Below are 16,362 nucleotides of genomic sequence, written 5' to 3'. Positions count from 1 at the left end.
GGCGGCGGCGGGGTGGAAGTGGGGACGGCCCCGGACCCCGCCAGTCCGGGCCCCCGGACGGTCTGGGTGGGCCCGGCGCTGGCCGGGCTGCTGCTGGTCACCGCCGTGCTCTACCTGTGGGGACTGAGCGCGTCCGGCTGGGCCAACGCGTTCTACTCGGCCGCCGCGCAGGCCGGCGGCGAGAGCTGGCAGGCGTGGTTCTTCGGCTCCAGCGACGCGGCCAACGCGATCACCGTCGACAAGACGCCCGCCGCGTTGTGGGTGATGGGCCTGTCGGTGCGGCTGTTCGGGCTGAGCTCGTGGAGCGTCCTCGTGCCGCAGGCGCTGATGGGCGTCGGCTCGGTGTGGGCGCTGTTCGCGGCCGTGCGCCGGGTGTCCGGACCGGCCGCGGGCCTGCTGGGCGGCGCGGTGCTCGCGCTGACCCCGGTGGCCGCGCTGATGTTCCGGTTCGACAACCCGGACGCGCTGCTGGTGCTGCTGCTCGTGCTCGGCGCGTACTGCGTGGTGCGGGCGCTGGAGAAGGCGAGCCCGAAGTGGCTGGCGCTGGCCGGGGTCGCGGCCGGGTTCGGCTTCCTGGCGAAGATGCTGCAGGCGTTCCTGGTGCTGCCCGCGTTCGGGATCGCTTACCTGCTCGCGGCGCCCACGTCGCTGGGCAAGCGGCTGCTGCACCTGCTCGGTGCGCTGGGCGCGGTGGTCGTCTCGGCCGGCTGGTACCTCGCGGTCGCCGAGCTGTGGCCGGCGTCCGCGCGGCCCTACATCGGCGGTTCGCAGACCAACAGCATCCTCGAGCTGACCCTGGGCTACAACGGCGTCGGCCGGATCACCGGCCCGGGGGTCGGCAGCCTGGGCGGCGCGCAGAGCGACGGCAGCTGGGCGCGGCTGTTCGGCAGCGAGATGGCCGGCGGGATCGCCTGGCTGCTGCCGGCGGCGGCGATCGCGCTCGGCGCGCTCGTCTGGCTGACCTGGCGCGCGCCGCGCACCGACCGCACGCGTGCCGCGGCGGTGCTGTGGGGCGGCTGGCTGGTCGTGACCGGTGGCGTGTTCAGCTTCATGAGCGGGATCATCCACCCGTACTACACGGTCGCGCTGGCCCCGGCGGTCGCCGCGCTCGCCGGGACCGGGGCCGTGCGGCTGTGGCGGGCGCGGGCGCACCCGATCGCGTCCGGGTTGCTGTCCAGCGGTGTCGGGCTCACCGCGCTGACCGCGTACTTGTTGCTGACGCGGGAATCCACGTGGCTGCCGTGGCTGAAGTACGTGGTGCTGCTGTCCGGGCTGGCCGCCGCGGTGCTGATCCTGGTGTCCGACCGGCTGCCGCGCGCCGGTGCCCGCGTGGTCGCGGTGGTGGCGCTGGTCGGTTCGCTGCTCGGGTCCGGCGCGTACACCGTCGCGACCGCGGCCACGCCGCACTCCGGGGCGATCCCCTCGAGCGCGATCGTCAGCGGCGGGTTCGGTGGGTTCGGCGGACGAGGCGGTCCTCGCGGCGGCGGTGTCGGCAGCCTGCTCATCACGACGACACCGAGCGCGGAGATGACCGCACTGCTGCAGGCCGACGCGGAGAACTACACGTGGGTGGCGGCCACGGTCGGCTCCAACCCCGCGGCGAGTTACCAGCTGGCGTCCGGCTTCCCGGTGATGGCGCTGGGCGGGTTCAACGGCACCGACCCGTCCCCGACGCTGGAGCAGTTCCAGGCCTACGTCGCCGACGGGCGGATCCACTACTTCATCGGCGAACCCACGGAGATCAACAGCACCGGCGGCAGCGACGCGGCGGAGGAGATCGCCGCATGGGTGGCGGCCACGTTCACGGCGACCACTGTGGACGGTGTCACGGTGTACGACCTGACTTCCTAGGCAGCACAAGACTTCTGCAAAGTCAGCGCACAGCCCCGGCACCACCAGCATCGACACCCGGACCGCCAACCCGGTTCTCGACGTCGTCATCCCGGTCCACAACGAGGAAACCGACCTCGAACCGAGTGTCCGCCGGCTGCACGCGCACCTGGTCGCCACCCTGCCCTACCGCTTCCGCATCACCATCGCCGACAACGCGAGCACCGACACCACCCTGCTGGTGGCCGAACGGCTCGCGCGCGAGTTCGCCGAGGTCGAGGTGCACCACCTGGACCTCAAGGGCCACGGGCGCGCGCTCAACGCCGTCTGGTCCGCCTCCGACGCCCAGGTGCCGGCCTACCTGGATGTCGACCTGTCGACCGATCTCGCCGCGCTGGCGCCGCTCGTCGCCCCGCTGATCTCCGGGCACTCGGACGTCGCGATCGGCTCGCGGCTCGCCCGCGGCGCGCGTGTGGTGCGCGGAGTGCTGCCGCTGGTCGAGGACACCGGCTGGTTCTTCGAGACCGAACTGCTCGTCCTCGCGCAGCGCGCCGGCCTGCGCATCCACGAGGTCCCGGTGGACTGGGTCGACGACCCGGACTCGTCGGTGGACATCGTCGCGACCGCCACCGCCGACCTCAAGGGCGTGGCCCGCCTGCTGCGCGCGTTCCCAAGGGCACGCTGCCGATCGGTGTCGCGGCGCCCGGGGTGCCACCACGGCTCGCCACGCAACTGGTCCGCTTCGCGGCGATCGGCGTCGGCAGCACCCTGGCCTACCTCGTGCTGTTCCTCGTGCTGCGCCTGGGCACGGGTGCGCAGCTCGCCAACTTCCTGGCCCTGGGCGTCACCGCGATCGCCAACACGGCCGCCAACCGCCGGTTCACCTTCGGCGTGCGCGGCGCGAAGGGCGCGGGACGGCACCAGTTCGAGGGCCTGATCGTGTTCGGGCTCGGGCTCGTCCTCACCAGCGGATCGCTCGCGCTGCTGCACGGCCTCACCGCGCCCGGACTCGTGCTCGAGCTGGCCGTCCTGGTGCCGGCGAACCTCGCCGCCGTCCTGCGATTCGTCCTGCTGCGCGGCTGGGTGTTCCACCCGCGCCGGCAGCACTGACCCGGTCCACCAACGAGCGGGAGTTCACCCCATGACCCCAGCTTCACCGTGCTGGCGCCGCAGGCGCTGATGGGCGTCGCCTCGGTCGGGTTGCTGTACGCGACCGTGAAGCGCACCTCCGGTCCCGTGGCAGGGTTGTTCGCCGGGGCCGCGTTCGCGCTGACACCGGTGGCCGTGCTGATGTTCCGGTTCAACAACCCGGACGCGCTGCTGGTGCTGCTGCTCCTCGCGGGCGCCTACTGCACCGTGCGGGCCACCGAGAAGGCCAGCGGGAAGTGGCTCGCGCTGGCGGATGTCGCGATCGGCTTCGCGTTCCTGACCAAGATGATGCAGGCGTTCCTGGTGCTCCCGGCGTTCGCGCTGGTGTACCTGGTGGCCGCCCCGGCTTCGGTGCGCCGCCGGGTGCTGCACCTGCTCGGCGCCCTGGTCGCCGTGGTCGTCTCGGCCGGCTGGTACGTCGCGCTGGTGGAGCTCTGGCCCGCGTCGGCCCGGCCCTACATCGGCGGCTCGACCACGAACAGCCTGCTGGAGCTGGCGCTGGGCTACAACGGCCTGGGCCGCATCTTCGGCGGTGACGGCAACATGGGCGGCGGCGGCACCGGCTTCGGCGGCCGCACCCGCGTCTTCCGGATGTTCGGCTCCGCCTTCGGCACCGAGATCTCCTGGCTGCTGCCCGCCGCGGTGCTCGGCCTGGTCGCCGGGCTGTGGTTCACCCGGCGCGCGCCGCGCACCGACCGCACCCGGCTGTCGCTGCTGCGGTGGGGCGGCTGGCTCGTGGTGACGGCGGGCGTGTTCAGCTTCATGAGCGGCACGGTCCACCCGTACTACTCGGTCGCGCTGGCCCCGGCGATCGCCGCGCTGATCGCGATCGCGGGCCGGGCGCTGTGGCGGGCGCGGGCGAACTCCTCCGCCCGCGCGGTGCTGGCCGGGATGGTCGCGGTCGCCGCGGTGTGGGACTAGATCCTGCTGGCCCGCACGCCGGACTACCTGCCGTGGCTGAAGTTCGCGGTCGTCGCGCTCGGGCTGCTGGTGTCGACCGGGTTGCTGGTCGGCGTAACGCAGTTCAAGCGGATCGGGACCGTGCTCGTCACGGCGGCGGTGCTGGTTTTCGGCCTGGGCGGCGCGGCGTATGCGGTGACCACCGCGAGCGTCGCGCACACCGGCTCCACCCCGGCGTCCGGCCCGGTCAGCAGCACGATGAGCGGCCTGGGCCGGGAGCTTTCCTCGGCGGAGCTCACCACGGCGCTGTCCCAGACCACGACCAAGCGGGCGGCGGCGGGTCGCAGTCGGCGGCAAGGCGGTCATCGCCATCGGCGGCTGGGACGGCGGCGACGACTCACCGACGCTGGAGCAGTTCCGGGCCTCCGTCGCGGCCGGCGAGATCAAGTACTACCCCGCCGACGGGCAGGGCATGCGGGGCGCCGGTGAGTTGAGCTGGCTCACAGCCCGGGTTCACGCCGGTCACAGGCTGACCTCAGGCGCGACGCGGAAAGTGGAGGTATAACAGCACGAAGGAGGTCACCATGTACCGCCTCACCTCCAGCCCCGTGTGGGCCACCGCGACCGCCCGCGGCCCGCGTTCGGTGAACGCCGACGCCACTGCGGCCTACACCGACCCGAGCACCGGGGAGGTCGTGTTCGCCCTGGCCGACGGCGTCGGGGACGAGCGGTCCGCCGCGCGGGCCGCCCAGGTCGCGGTGTCCACCGCCGTCCAGGTGCCCGCGTCGCAGGGCCCCGCGGCCGCGCTGGCCGCCGCCCAGCGGGCCGTGCGGGCGCAGGCGGCCGGCGACTGCGTGCTGGTGGTCGCGACCCCGTTCGACGGTGGTTACCGGGTGGCGTGGGTCGGGGACGTGCGGGCCTACGCCTGGAACGGCGGCTCGCTGCGGCAGCTGACCAGGGACCACACGGTGGCCCAGTACTTCCGCGATCGTGGCCAGGTGCCCACCCCCGGGATGGAGCACCTGGTCACGACCAGCGTGCGGACGGCGCGGCCGGAGGAGTTCGGCCGCGCGGAGGCGGTGGGCCCGGCGGGGCTCCTCCTGACCAGCGACGGCGTCCACAAGCCGCTGGCGCGTGCCGCGATGGCCGAGCTGCTGCGGGTGCCGGCGAACAGCGCGCAGGCCCTGGTGGACGCCGCACTGGCCGCGGGCGGCCGGGACAACGCGACCGCCCTGATGGCCGACCTGGCGCCCGCCCTGCCCGACCTGACGACCACCCCACTGCCGACGGCCACCCCGGCGTGAGCCGGCGGCATGCGGAAGGATCTCCACGATGACCACCGATCCCTCCCCCGTGCCGGACCTCGTCGTGCCCGACCAGGGCCTGGTCGAACAGCTCCTGGACCAGATCGACCTGAAGCACGCCCTCGACGAGGACGGCGACCTCGGCGCCGCGTGGGAGCACTACCGCATCTACTTCCTCTTCCGGGGCGAGCAGGAGAACCAGACCTACGCCGTGCGCGCCTTCTACGACCGCCCGCACGCCATCGAGCACAAGCCGATGCTGCTGGAGGCGATCGACGACTGGAACCGCCGCACGCTGTTCCCCAAGGTCTACACCCACACCGACGACGACGGGACGGTCCGCCTGATCGGCGAGGAGTCGATGCTGATCGGCACCGGTGTCGCGCTGGAACACTTCGTCAACAGCACGGTCAGCTGGATCCGCGCGTCGATGGAGTTCGACAAGTGGCTCGTCGAACACCTGGGTCTGGCGGCCGACCTCGACGGCGATTCGAAACCCGACGACGAGTGACGAGGCGCCGTCACGACGTGACCGGCACGGCGTTGGCGCGGATCACCTGCGCGTAGAAGTGGGCGCTGCGCTTCATCGTGCGGACCTGCGTCCGGTAATCGACGTGCACCAGGCCGAACCGCTTCGAATAACCCTCCGCCCACTCGAAGTTGTCCAGCAGCGACCAGTACGAGAACCCCCGCAGGTCGACCCCCTGCGCGAGCGCCGCGTGCGCCGCCCGCAGGTGCGCGGCCAGGAACTCGACCCGCTCGACGTCGTCGATCCAGCCGTCCGGCCGCACCGAGTCGTCGTAGGCCGCGCCGTTCTCCGTGACGTACAACGGCACCGCCGGGTACTCGCGGTGCACCCGCACCAGCGTTTCGGTCAGCCCCTCCGGCTGCACGGACCAGCCCGAGTGCGTCACCGAGGCCGCGGCGTCGGGCACGAACCCGATCCCGTCCGCGCCCACCCACTCCAGCCCGCCCGGCTCGACGCCCGGCCGCAGCGTGCCGGTGACCTCGTAGCCGCGGTAGTAGTTGATCCCCATCTGGTCGATCGGCGCCCCGATCAGCGCCAGGTCCCCGTCGCGGACGCACTCGCCCAGACCGAACGGCTCCAGGTCCGCCAGCAGGTCCGCCGGGTACCGGCCACGCAGCACCGGGTCGAGGAACAGCCGGTTCTGCAACCCGTCCACCCGCCGCGCCGCGTCGGCGTCCGCCGCCGAATCCGAAGCCGCCCGCACCGGGTACAGGTTCACCGTGATCCCGGCCTGGACGTCCGCCGCGCGCCGGATCTCGGCGAGCCCGAGCCCGTTCTCGATCAGCAGGTGGTGCGCGGCCGCGACCGCCGCCCGCGGCTCCTGCCGCCCCGGCGCGTGGATCCCCTTGGCGTAGCCCAGGAACGCCGAGCACCACGGCTCGTTCAACGTGGACCAGAAGGGAATGCGGTCCCCCAGCCGGTCCGCCGCCGACGCCGCGAACTCGGCGAAGCGGTAGGCGGTGTCGCGGACGGCCCAGCCGCCACGCTCCTCCAGCGCCTGCGGCAGGTCGAAGTGGTACAGCGTGGCCCAGGGCGTGATGCCCCGGTCCAGCAACGCGTCCACCAGCCGCTCGTAGAAGTCCAGCCCCTTCGGGTTGACTTCGCCGCCGTCGGGCCGCACCCGCGACCAGGCCAGCGAGAACCGGTACACCCCGAGCCCGAGTTCGGCCATCAACGCGACGTCGTCGCGGAACCGGTGGTAGTGGTCGGCCGCCGGTTCCCCGGTGTCACCGCCCGCGACCGCGCCCGGACGGCGGCAGAACGCGTCCCAGATCGAGTCGGTGCGACCGTCCACAGTGGTCGCCCCCTCGATCTGGAAGGCCGCCGTGCTGGCCCCCCACGCGAACCCGGGCGGGAACTCCAGCCCGGCGGTGACCTCTTCACCCAGAACCGACATGCTCACCCTTTCACCGCGCCCTGCATGATCCCGGACACGATCTGGCGCCCGAGCAGCAGGAAGACGATCAGAACCGGAATGGTCGCCAGCGTGGTCCCGGCCAGCACCAGCGAATAGTCGACGTAGTGACCGCTCTGCAGCTTCTCCAGCGCGACCTGCACGGTGGGGTTGCCCGCGTCGAGCACGATCAGCGGCCACAGGAAGTCGTTCCACGACATCATGAACGTGAACATCGCGAGCACCGCGGCCGCCGGGCGGATCGCGGGCAGGCAGACGTGCACGAACGTGCCGAACACGCTGCACCCGGCCAGCCGCGCCGCCTCGATCAGCTCGTACGGTACGGCGTCCACGATGTACTGGCGCATCCAGAACACCCCGAACGCGGTGACCAGGTTCGGCACGATCACCGCCTGCAGGTGCCCGGCCCAGCCGAGTTCGGACATCATGATGAACAGCGGGATCACGCCCAGCTGCGTGGGCACCGCGAGCGTCACCACGATGAACACGAACAGGCCGTTGGAGCCGCGGAAGCGCATCTTGGCGAAGGCGAACCCGGCCAGCGCGGAGAACAGCACCGTCGTGAGTGTCACCGTGCCCGCCACGATGAGGCTGTTGCCCAGCGCCTTCCAGAACGGCACCGCGTCGAACACGCGGCTGGCGTTGGCCCAGAAGTTGCCGCCCGGCAGCAGCGGCGGCAGGTGGTCCGACAGCATGCCGGTGTCGCGGCTGGCCACCAGGAACGACCAGTAGAACGGGAACAGCGAACCGGCGACGAACGCGATCAGCGTGGCGTAGACGAAGAAGCGCGACCCGCCCCGCCGCCGGGGAAGTATCCGTACGGTCATCGTTTCAGTCCCGTCGTCGCGGCGAGCCGCCGGGTGATCAGGAAGTTGACCAGCGCGATGAGGACGATCAGCAGGAACAGCAGCCACGCGATCGCCGACGCGTAGCCGAGGTCGAAGCTCTCGAACGCGGACTGGTACAGGTACAGCGTCAGCGTCTGGAACTGGTGCTGCGAACCACCGTTGTTCGACCCGGGCATCGCGTCGAACAGCTTGGGCTCGGTGAAGATCTGCAGCCCGCCGATCGTCGAGGTGATCACCACGAAGATCAGCGTCGGCCGCAGCATCGGCAGCGTGATCGAGAAGAACCGGCGGACCGCGCCGGCACCGTCGACCACCGCCGCCTCGTAGACGTCCCGCGGCAGCGCCTGCATCGCCGCCAGCACGATCAGCGCGTTGTAGCCGGTCCAGCGCCAGTTGACCATCGTGGCGATCGCCAGGTGGCTGGCGAACCGGTTGGCCTGCCACTCGACCCGGTCCAGCCCGAACGTCTCCAGCATCGCGTTGACCAGCCCGTAGCGCGGGCCGAACAGGTTCGCGAAGATGATGCCGAGCGCGACCAGGCTGGCCGAGTACGGCAGCAGGATCCCGACCCGCCAGCTCGCCGGGAAGCGCAGCCGCAGCGACAGCAGCGCCGCGAGCAGCACCGCGATCACCAGCTGCGGCCCGCTGGACAGCACGAAGATCGAGATCGTGTTGACGACCGCGTTCCAGAACTGCGGGTCACCGAGCAGCGTCACGAAGTTCTGCAGCCCGATGAACTTCGGGTCGTCGTCGCCGATCTCCCAGTCGAACAGCGACACGTAGCCCGTGTAGAGCAGGGGGAACAGGCCGGTCAGGCCGAACACCACGAAGAACGGCGCGATGTAGAGGTACGGCGAGAACTTGACGTCCCAGCGCGAGAGGCGTTGCCGCAGCGTCGGTCTCGCCGGTTCCGGCGGCACGTCCTGCCTCGGCGGTTTCTCCGCCACGGTGGTCATCGGCCTGTTCCCCCTCGGCTCACTTCACGATCTTCTTGGCTTCGTCGACCACCTGCTGCCAGGCCTGGTCGGGCGGTGTCCCCTGCTCGACCGCCTGCAGCGCCGGGCTGGTGACGTTCTCCTGGATCTGGCCGTCACCCGGGCCCTTGTACTGCGCGCGGGTCACCTTCCTGGCCTGCTCGGAGTAGAGCCGGCCGACCAGGGTGTCGCCGAAGTACGGCTCGGTCTGCTGCAGCAGCTGCGGCGAGGACAGCGCCTGCGTCTGGCTGGGGAAGTTGCCGCGTGCCTGGAACGCCTTGAGCTGCTGCTCCGGCGCGGTCAGCCACGCCGCGAACTCCGCGGCCTCCTTCGGGTGCTGGCTCTGCTTGGGCACGGTCAGGTAGGAGCCGCCCCAGTTGCCGCCGCCGTTGGGGAACGCGTCGGTGACCGCCCACTTGCCCGCGTTGCCCGGCCCGGCGTTCTCCTCGACCACGCCGAGCATCCACGACGGGCACACGGTGGTGGCGAAGGATCCCTGCTGGAAACCGGTCTTCCACTCGTTGCCGAACGCGATGAGCTTGGCGGACTGGCCGCGCTGGATCGCGCCGGTGATGCGGTCCCAGGCCGCCTTGATGCCCGGGTTGGACTCGATGGTGAGGTCGTCGTTGCGGTCCAGGTAGCCGGTCTCGAGCTGGTTGACCATCGAGTTGTACAGCTGCGAGGACGCGTCGAACCACGCCTTGCCGCCGGTGCGCTGCACGTACTGGTCACCGGCCGCGAAGTAGGACTCCCAGGTCGCGAACAGCGACTTGACGCCCTCGGGGTCGGACGGCAGCCCGGCGGCCTGCAGCAGGTCCTTGCGGTAGCACAGGGCCAGCGGGCCGATGTCGGTGCCGTAGCCGATCAGCCTGCCGTCGGAGTCCTTGCCGGCCTCGTACTTCCAGTTCAGCCACCGGTCGGCGGTCACGTCCTTGGGACCGATCTCGGTGAGGTCGTTGAACTTGGACGACTTGTCGATGATGTCGGAGAAGTGGCCCTCCTCGACCGCGACCACGTCCTCCAGGCCGTTGCCCGCGGCCAGCTTGGTGATCAGGTTCTGGTGGTAGGGGCCGCCCTCGCCCGTCTTGTGGTGGGTGATCTTGATGTTGGGGTGCAGGCGTTCGTACTCGGGGATCAGTTCCTCGTACCCGAACTCGGTGAAGGTGCCGATGGACAGCTCGATCCGTCCGTCGCCGGAGGTTCCGGACGAGCCGCCGCCACCACAGGCGGCCAGGCTCGCGCCGAGCACAGCCAGGCCGATCGCGAAGCTCACGCCCTTGTGAAGATGTCGCACGTCGTTTCCCTAACTCGTGGGGTTCCGGGGAGAGAGATTTTGGGAGCGCTCCCAGAACGGGGTTGAGTGTGTCGCTAGTCACCAGCCTTGTCAAGATGCGCTATTGTTGGAAGCGCTCCCATCAATGGCGGAAGGTGACCCGGTGACCGCACACGGCAACCACGAGGGCCGGCCGACGCTGGAGGACGTCGCCGCGTTCGCCGGGGTCTCCCGCTCGACGGCGTCCCGGGCGCTGAACGACGACCCGAACGTCAGCGCGCGTGCCCGGGAGGCGGTGCGCGCGGCGGCCGCCGATCTGGGCTATTCGCCGAACCAGGCGGCGCGGTCGCTGGTGACGCGGCGGACGGGCGCGGTGGCGGTGGTGCTGTCCGAGCCGGAGGAGCTCCTGCTCGGGGACCCGTACCGGACGGCGGTCATGCGCGCCGGGTACCGGGAGCTGGCCGCGACCGGGATCCAGATGGTGTTGATGTTCTGCGACGGGCGCGCCGACCTGACGCGGACGCTGCGGTTCCTGGAGGGCGGGCACGTCGACGGCGCGCTGGTGTTCGCGCCGCACCAGGCGGACCCGTTGCCGCGGGCGCTGCGGCTGCTGCGGTTGCCGGTGGTGTTCGGCGGTCCGGCGGGCGGGGTGGCGCGCGGGGTGCACGTGATCGACTTCGACAACGAGTCCGGCGCGCGGCTCGCGGTGGAGCACCTGGTTTCCCGGGGCCGCCGTCGCATCGCGACGGTCGCCGGCCCGCAGGACCAGACCGCGGCGGTCCACCGGCTGTCCGGGTGGCGCAAGACCCTGGCCGACGCGGGACTGGACTCGGCGGGCCTGGCGGAGGAGGCGGATTTCACCCTGGACGGCGGCCGGATCGCGATGGACCGCCTGCTGGCCCGGGAGCCTACGCTGGACGCGGTGTTCGTCGCCAGCGACGTGATGGCCGCCGGGGTGCTGCAGTCACTGGGCGCCGCGGGCCGCCGAGTCCCGGCCGACGTGGCGGTCGTCGGCTTCGACGACCACCCGGCACTGGCCGCCGCGATGAACCCCCCGCTGACGACGGTGCACCAGGACCCGGCCGCCCAGGTGCGCCAGATGGTGGCCACCCTGACTACCCTGCTGGCCGGCGAAACGCTGCCCCCGCGGCGGCAGGTGCTGCCGGTGTCGCTCACCCTGCGGGAATCGGCCTAGGGACGTCCGGCAGCGGGGCGCCACCGGACGTCCGCCGGTCAGCCGCCTGCGGGTCCGATGTGGACGACCTTCGTGACGGTCATCTCGTCCAGCAGCTCGGGTCCGTAGCCGAACCCCTCGCCGCTGGCCTTCCGCGGGTGGGCCGCCCCGGCGGGCGCGCCGCCGAAGACGTTGTTCACCTTCACCGTCCCCACCGGCAGCTCCCGCCACGCGCGCTGGGCGTGCGCCATCGACTCCGTCAGCACCGTCGCCGTCAGGCCGTACCGGTCGTCGGCCGCCTCCTCGAGCGCCTGGTCGAAGCTGTCCACCACGCGCACCGGCGCGACCGGCCCGAACGTCTCCTCCGTCAGGACCCGCATCGACGGCGTGCATCCACTCAGCACGGTCGCCGGGTAGTGCGCGCCCGGCCCGTCCGGCAACGTCCCGCCGGCCAGCAGCGAAGCACCCTGCGACACCGCGTCCTCGACGTGCGAGTGCACGTGCTCGCGCTGACGCTCGTCCACCAGCGGCGCCATCGGCACCTCCGACGGGCGCTTGCGCGCCTCCGCCACGAGCGCGTCCAGGAACTCGCCGGCCACCGCGCGGTGCACGTAGATCCGTTCCACCGACACGCAGATCTGCCCGGCGTTCGCGAACGCCCCCAGCGCGGCCTGCGCGGCCGCCCACCGCGGATCGACCCCGGCGTCGACGATCAGCGCGTCGTTGCCGCCGTTCTCCAGCAGCACCTTCGCCCCGGTCCGCGCCGCGGCCACCGCCACCGACCGGCCGGTCGCGGTGCTGCCGACGTGCGCGATCACGTGCACGTCCGCCGACTCCGCGAGCCACGCCCCGACCCGGCCGTCACCGTCCACGCAGGACAGCACGTCCGCCGGCAGGTGCCGCGCCAGCAGCTCGGTCAGCATCCGTCCCACGTGCGGGCACCGCTCGCTCGGCTTGTGCACCACGACGTTGCCGGTCGCCAGCGCCGCGCCGAGCAGCCCGCACGCGACCGCGACCGGATCGTTCCACGGCGTCAGCGCCACCACGACCCCGCGCGGCTCGGGCACCATCAGGTCCGTCGCGTCCCAGCCGCCCTGCAGGCTCCGCCCGCGGTGGGCCGGGCCCAGCTCGGCGTACTGCTCCAGGGTTCCCGCTCCGGCGAGCACGCCCTCGCGCGCTTCGTCGAGCAGCTTGCCGGTTTCGCGGTGGTTCATCGCGGCCAGCGCGACCGCGCGCTCGCGCAGCTCGGCCGCCGCGGCCTTCAACGCGGTGGCCCGCTCCCCCGCCGCGGTCCGCGCCCAGTCCGCGAACGCCGCCCGCGCCGCGCGCACCGCCGCGGCGGCCTGCTGCTCGGTCGCGCTCGGCACGCGTCCCACCAGCTCACCGCTCGCGGGGTCGTGGACCTCGATGGCCGCGTCTTCCCGGGTCATCAGCTCAGTCATCGCACCTCCTGTCCGCGGTGCGAGTACCCCTGCTTCTCCTCCGCGACACCCGGGCGGGTCAGTCCTCGGCGATCTGCTGCGCCTTCGCGTAGGCCAGCTGCAGGAAGTCGGCGCCGGTCAGCGCGGCCAGCGCCGACGCGACCAGGCGCGTGAGGCGGGGGGCGAAGACGTGGCCGATGGTGAACCCGGTCACCACCCACATGTCGAGGCAGAACGGGCAGCTGAGCAGTTCGCCGACGCTGTGCCGGAGCCCGGAGGGCTTGCGCACCTCCTCCATGACCTCGGCGGGGCCGCCGGTGTCAGCGTATCGGGTGAACGGGGCGCGCAGGGGGCTGGTGACGGCGTCCTTGCTGATGGTCCGGGCCAGCTTGTGGGTACCCATCGCCATCAGGGCGATATCGGAAACCCGCAGGTCACGGGGCAGCTTACGGCCGGTGAGCACGGCCGCGAGTGCCGCCGCCACCACGAGCGAGGTGTAGACGATCATGACGACGAGATAGCCGCCCAGCGGACGGTCGTGGTCGCCCCGGTAGGCGTCGGCCTCGGCGCGACCCGCGGCGGCGAGGTCCCGGAGTCCGGCGTGCTGCGCCATTCGTTCTCCTGTTGCTCGGCTGTTCGTGCGGCCACCGGGTACCCCCGAGGTCCGCGGGCAACCACACCGCCGCGAAGGAGGAGAAATGCCGCAACACAAATACCTCTTCCGGCGCGCGACGCCCGAGGACGCCGACGCGATCCGGGACCTGGTCCACGCCGCGTACGCGAAGTGGGCGGATCTGATCCGGCGCGAACCCCTGCCGATGCAGACCGACTACCGGCAGGCCGTGACCGCCCACCGGATCGACCTGCTCTACGACGACGACCAGCTGGTCGCGTTGATCGAGATGATCCCGGCGGTGGACCACCTGCTGATCGAGAACGTCGCCGTGCGGCCGTCGGCGCAGGGCACCGGATACGGGCGGCTGCTGATGCGGCACGCGGACCTCCTGGCCCAGTCGATGGGCCTGCACGGCGTGCGGCTCTACACCAACGCGCTGTTCACCGAGAACATCCGCTTCTACCGGCGGCTGGGCTACCGGGTCGACCGCGAGGAGCCGTTCCTCGACGGGGCGCTGGTGCACATGAGTAAGGCGGTCTGATCACTTGTCCTTGTGCGGCTTCTTCTGCTGCCCCTTGTCCTTGTCCTTGCCCTTGTCCTCGCCGTTGCCCCGGTTGTCCGGGGCGGCCGTGGTCTCCTCGGCCTGGGTGACCGGGGCCGTCTTCGCCACCGGTGCCGGCGCGTCGCTCGTCACCGGCGGCGGGGCGGCCGAAACCGGGGCGGGCGCCGGAACGGACGAGGCGGGGACCTCCGCGGTGGACCCGTTGAGGAGTGCGAAGGCGAGAGCGGCCGCGGCGGCCGTCACCGCGGAGCCCGCGGCCACCGCCAGCCGGCGACGCGGCTTCACCACGGCCAGCGGCCGCGTCACCCCGCCGAGCACGGCCGACACTTCCCGCGCCGACGGCCGCGCGTCCGGGTCGCGATCTCCCATGCGCCGCAACAAGTCCGCGAGGTGCGGTGGGAGGCCGTCCGGCACCGCGGGCGGGCGGAGCAACCGCGCCACCGCCGACTCGGTGAGCGATCCCGGGTACTCGCGCCGCCCGGACAGGCATTCCAGCAGCACCAGCGCCAGCGAGTAGACGTCCGCGGACGGCCCGACCGGTTCCCCGCGGACCTGCTCGGGCGCCATGTACGCGGCGGTGCCCACGACGGTGCCGGTGGTGGTGAACCGGGTGGTGTCGTGGCCCTGCGCGATGCCGAAGTCGCCGAGCACGGCCCCGTCCGGGGCGAGCAGGATGTTCGCGGGCTTGACGTCCCGGTGCGTGATGCCGGCGCGGTGGACGTAGGCCAGCGCGACCGCCAGCCGGGCGCCCAGCTCGATGGTCTCGTCCACGGAGAGCGGTCCCTCGGCGATGCGGTCCGCCAGGGTGGGGCCGTCGACCAGGCGCATCACGAAGAAGACGCGGCCGTCGCGGACGCCGGAGTCGTACAGCGGCACCAGGGCCGGGTGCCGCAGCCGGTCCAGGATGCGGAACTCCCGCGCCTGCCGCCGCTGCTGGGCGGGCGTCGGGCGCGCGTGGAAGAGCTTGACCGCGACCTCGCGTTCGGCGACGCGGTCCCACGCGCGGTGCACGTCGGCACTGCCACCGCCGCCGATCCGCTCCCCGAGCCGGTACCGCTCACCCATGTCCACGAGGAATCGCTACCCCTGCGCGGGTGCGGGCAAACCCCGCCAGGGGTGGCCGCGGCGACCCGGATCGGCAAGAGTGGGGCCATGAGCAGCGCAGAGGTGCGGGACGGCGTGTCGTTGACGAACCTCGACCAGTCACTGTTCGCCGATGCCGGCGCCACGAAGCGCGATCTGGTCGACTACCTGGACGCGGTCGCCGACCGGATGGTCGCGGCGTTGCGGGACCGGCCGCTGTCGGTCGTGCGGCTGCTGCGCGGCCAGGACCCGTTCATGCAGAAGAACCTGCCGAAGTACACGCCGGAGTGGGTGCCGCGGGTGAGCATGTGGGCGGAGAGTTCGCACCGGCAGGTGTCGTACGCGTTGTGCAACGACCGCCGCACGCTGCTGTGGTTCGGCAACCAGCGGGCGATCGAGTACCACCCGACGCTGGGCCTCGCGGGGCACCTGGAGACGCCCACGCATCTGGTGCTGGACCTGGACCCGCCGGAGGGGTCGGCGGCGTTCGGGCTGGCGGTGCGCGCGGCCCACCTGGTGCGCCAGGCCCTGGCCGACTGCGGGCTGGCGGGCGCGGTGAAGACGAGCGGGTCCAAGGGCGTGCACATCTTCGTGCCGGTGCGCGGCGCCGACGCTGAGCAGGCCGCCGCGGCGACCCGGGCGCTGGCCGCCCGCGCCGAGAAGCTCGACCCGGACCTGGCGACGACGGCGTTCATCCGCGAGGACCGCGGCGGCAAGGTGTTCCTGGATTCGACACGCGCCGGCGGCGCGACGGTCGTGGCGGTGTACAGCCCGCGGGTGCGCCCCGGGCTGCCGGTGTCGTTCCCCGTGCCATGGGAGGAGCTCGACAACGTGCACCCGGCGACGTTCACCCTGCGCGAGGCCGTCCGGCTGCTGGGTTCCGGGGATCCGTGGGCCGACTCGCTGCCGGAGCCGCAGAGCCTGCCGGAGGAATTGATCGAGCACGGCCGCACCATCCCGATCGCCCGGGTCCAGGCAATGCACGAGGGCAAACGCCGAGCCCGAGCCCGCCGGGAGCAGGACTCCTGACGGCTGGTGGTTCGCGGGGTCAGCGCCGCCGCCCTCCGCCGCGGAAGGCAGCCATGGGCAGCACTCGCCGCACCGGCCCGCGCCGCCGGGCCGGCCACCACCCACCCCAGCGAAGCGGGCCACCACGCGACCAGCAGCACTCGCGGCACCAGCCCCACCAACCCCCGCGCCGCCCCCCGCCGCAGCAAATCGCCCCGCGCCGCCCGCCACGCAACCACTGCACCCCGCAGCAGCCCACGGTCGCCCGGCCCGCCAC

13 protein-coding genes and 2 pseudogenes are annotated in these 16,362 nt (G+C 72.3%); 8 read left to right on the top strand and 7 right to left on the bottom strand.

Annotation, left to right across the window (positions count from 1 at the left end; genetic code table 11):
• Positions 1-18: 18 nt before the first annotated feature.
• From D0D28_RS33560 to D0D28_RS33540, 5 genes and pseudogenes are all read left to right on the top strand, one after another.
• Positions 19-1,851, top strand: a complete 1,833-nt coding sequence (locus D0D28_RS33560) for an ArnT family glycosyltransferase (RefSeq protein ID WP_116115159.1) — start codon at positions 19-21, stop codon at positions 1,849-1,851.
• A gap of 49 nt (positions 1,852-1,900) precedes the next feature.
• Positions 1,901-2,940, top strand: a pseudogene (locus tag D0D28_RS33555) (glycosyltransferase).
• A gap of 39 nt (positions 2,941-2,979) precedes the next feature.
• Positions 2,980-4,444: pseudogene (locus D0D28_RS33550) on the top strand (glycosyltransferase family 39 protein); the annotation flags it as partial.
• A 19-nt stretch (positions 4,445-4,463) separates the two neighbouring features.
• Complete coding sequence (locus D0D28_RS33545; protein ID WP_116115157.1) at positions 4,464-5,183, top strand: PP2C family protein-serine/threonine phosphatase; 720 nt, start codon at positions 4,464-4,466, stop codon at positions 5,181-5,183.
• Positions 5,184-5,211: 28 nt separating this feature from the next.
• Entirely contained in the window at positions 5,212-5,694 is a 483-nt protein-coding gene (locus tag D0D28_RS33540) for a YbjN domain-containing protein (RefSeq protein WP_094007778.1), read from the top strand.
• A gap of 10 nt (positions 5,695-5,704) precedes the next feature.
• Here the strand turns inward: D0D28_RS33540 and D0D28_RS33535 are convergent, their stop codons facing one another.
• From D0D28_RS33535 to D0D28_RS33520, 4 genes are read right to left on the bottom strand one after another with little or no spacing between them, the layout of a single operon-like run.
• Complete coding sequence (locus D0D28_RS33535) at positions 5,705-7,114, bottom strand: GH1 family beta-glucosidase (RefSeq protein WP_430732414.1); 1,410 nt, start codon at positions 7,112-7,114, stop codon at positions 5,705-5,707.
• Entirely contained in the window at positions 7,111-7,953 is an 843-nt protein-coding gene (locus tag D0D28_RS33530) for a carbohydrate ABC transporter permease (RefSeq protein WP_116115154.1), read from the bottom strand. The genes D0D28_RS33535 and D0D28_RS33530 overlap by 4 nt, the downstream gene beginning before the upstream one ends.
• On the bottom strand, positions 7,950-8,930 hold the full coding sequence (locus tag D0D28_RS33525; protein WP_094007781.1) for a carbohydrate ABC transporter permease: 981 nt from the start codon (positions 8,928-8,930) through the stop codon (positions 7,950-7,952). Before D0D28_RS33525 ends, D0D28_RS33530 begins: the two co-directional genes overlap by 4 nt.
• 19 nt (positions 8,931-8,949) lie before the next feature.
• Positions 8,950-10,242: an ABC transporter substrate-binding protein gene (locus tag D0D28_RS33520; RefSeq protein WP_162831266.1), complete on the bottom strand. Its 1,293-nt coding sequence runs from the start codon at positions 10,240-10,242 to the stop codon at positions 8,950-8,952.
• A gap of 124 nt (positions 10,243-10,366) precedes the next feature.
• On the opposite strand from D0D28_RS33520, the gene D0D28_RS33515 reads away from it, so the two are divergent.
• Positions 10,367-11,416 carry a LacI family DNA-binding transcriptional regulator gene (locus tag D0D28_RS33515; RefSeq protein WP_116115150.1) on the top strand — a complete coding sequence of 350 codons (1,050 nt, stop codon included), beginning with the start codon at positions 10,367-10,369 and terminating at the stop codon, positions 11,414-11,416.
• A gap of 38 nt (positions 11,417-11,454) precedes the next feature.
• Here D0D28_RS33515 and D0D28_RS33510 read toward each other — a convergent pair whose 3' ends face one another.
• Together D0D28_RS33510 and D0D28_RS33505 are read right to left on the bottom strand one after the other, a co-directional pair.
• The gene (locus D0D28_RS33510; RefSeq protein ID WP_116115148.1) at positions 11,455-12,837 is read right to left on the bottom strand and encodes an aldehyde dehydrogenase family protein; all 1,383 of its coding nucleotides are present in this window, start codon (positions 12,835-12,837) and stop codon (positions 11,455-11,457) included.
• Positions 12,838-12,895: 58 nt separating this feature from the next.
• Positions 12,896-13,429 (bottom strand): DUF1360 domain-containing protein, encoded by a 534-nt coding sequence (locus D0D28_RS33505; protein ID WP_094007786.1) that lies wholly within the window; start codon positions 13,427-13,429, stop codon positions 12,896-12,898.
• An 85-nt stretch (positions 13,430-13,514) separates the two neighbouring features.
• On the opposite strand from D0D28_RS33505, the gene D0D28_RS33500 reads away from it, so the two are divergent.
• Entirely contained in the window at positions 13,515-13,973 is a 459-nt protein-coding gene (locus D0D28_RS33500) for a GNAT family N-acetyltransferase (RefSeq protein WP_094007787.1), read from the top strand.
• On the opposite strand, the gene D0D28_RS33495 is transcribed toward D0D28_RS33500, so the two are convergent.
• Entirely contained in the window at positions 13,974-15,059 is a 1,086-nt protein-coding gene (locus D0D28_RS33495; protein ID WP_116115146.1) for a serine/threonine-protein kinase, read from the bottom strand. It abuts the gene before it with no gap.
• A gap of 87 nt (positions 15,060-15,146) precedes the next feature.
• Here D0D28_RS33495 and D0D28_RS33490 point away from each other — a divergent pair, with 87 nt between their 5' ends.
• Positions 15,147-16,106, top strand: a complete 960-nt coding sequence (locus tag D0D28_RS33490) for a DNA polymerase domain-containing protein (RefSeq protein WP_116115161.1) — start codon at positions 15,147-15,149, stop codon at positions 16,104-16,106.
• Positions 16,107-16,362: the final 256 nt, after the last annotated feature.

The organism is Amycolatopsis ruanii (assembly GCF_003385175.1).
GTDB lineage: Bacteria > Actinomycetota > Actinomycetes > Mycobacteriales > Pseudonocardiaceae > Amycolatopsis_E > Amycolatopsis_E thermalba.
The sequence above is the reverse complement of the archived record's forward strand: the minus strand, read 5'-3'. Positions and strand labels throughout refer to the sequence as shown.

Excerpts from the sequence above, each read along its gene's own strand:
- D0D28_RS33545 (WP_116115157.1), top strand. The coding sequence starts at position 4,464 with ATGTACCGCCTCACCTCCAGCCCCGTGTGGGCCACCGCGACCGCCCGC.
- D0D28_RS33540 (WP_094007778.1), top strand. The coding sequence starts at position 5,212 with ATGACCACCGATCCCTCCCCCGTGCCGGACCTCGTCGTGCCCGACCAG.
- D0D28_RS33530 (WP_116115154.1), bottom strand. The coding sequence starts at position 7,953 with ATGACCGTACGGATACTTCCCCGGCGGCGGGGCGGGTCGCGCTTCTTC.
- D0D28_RS33525 (WP_094007781.1), bottom strand. The coding sequence starts at position 8,930 with ATGACCACCGTGGCGGAGAAACCGCCGAGGCAGGACGTGCCGCCGGAA.
- D0D28_RS33515 (WP_116115150.1), top strand. The coding sequence starts at position 10,367 with ATGGCGGAAGGTGACCCGGTGACCGCACACGGCAACCACGAGGGCCGG.
- D0D28_RS33510 (WP_116115148.1), bottom strand. The coding sequence starts at position 12,837 with ATGACTGAGCTGATGACCCGGGAAGACGCGGCCATCGAGGTCCACGAC.
- D0D28_RS33505 (WP_094007786.1), bottom strand. The coding sequence starts at position 13,429 with ATGGCGCAGCACGCCGGACTCCGGGACCTCGCCGCCGCGGGTCGCGCC.
- D0D28_RS33500 (WP_094007787.1), top strand. The coding sequence starts at position 13,515 with ATGCCGCAACACAAATACCTCTTCCGGCGCGCGACGCCCGAGGACGCC.
- D0D28_RS33495 (WP_116115146.1), bottom strand. The coding sequence starts at position 15,059 with ATGGGTGAGCGGTACCGGCTCGGGGAGCGGATCGGCGGCGGTGGCAGT.
- D0D28_RS33490 (WP_116115161.1), top strand. The coding sequence starts at position 15,147 with ATGAGCAGCGCAGAGGTGCGGGACGGCGTGTCGTTGACGAACCTCGAC.